The 454-nt window shown below is 70.0% G+C and carries 1 protein-coding gene; it reads left to right on the top strand.

Annotation, left to right across the window (positions count from 1 at the left end; all coding sequences use genetic code 11):
* Window positions 1–454 (top strand): threonine/serine exporter family protein (locus tag G3I78_RS48285; protein ID WP_164436973.1); only part of this gene is annotated, 454 nt, incomplete at both ends.

Raw genomic sequence — 454 nt, 5'->3', positions numbered from 1 at the left:
CACCGGCGACGAAGCCGCACCCGCTGGGCTGGGTCGCCCTCGCCGTCGCCGTGGTCGGCTTCGTGTTCGCGTGCATCCCCGGCGCGCTCATCGTCGGGTGGGTGCTGCTGCCCATCGCGTTCGTGCTCGCGATCGTCGGCTTCTTCCTGCGAGGGAAGAAGTGGCCGGTGATCACGGCGCTCGTGCTCTCCGTCGTCGGGACGGTCGTGGGTTTCGTCGTGTTCCTCACGGTGGTGAGCGACTCGGTCGACGAGGCGTTCGGCGACTCCGACGTCACCGTCTCCCCTCCCGAGTCCGAGGAACCGGACGCAGGGAGCGAGGGCACCGAGGACGCCGAAGGACCCGATCCCGAGCAGGAGGAGGCAGCCGACGACGCCGGGAGCCGCGAGAACCCGGTGCCGCTGGGCACGGTCGTGAGCGGCGACGACTTCGACGTCACGATCAACTCGGTCCA

It is taken from the genome of Streptomyces sp. SID13726, from assembly GCF_010548375.1.
Taxonomy (GTDB): Bacteria; Actinomycetota; Actinomycetes; order Streptomycetales; family Streptomycetaceae; genus Streptomyces.
The sequence above is the reverse complement of the archived record's forward strand: the minus strand, read 5'-3'. Positions and strand labels throughout refer to the sequence as shown.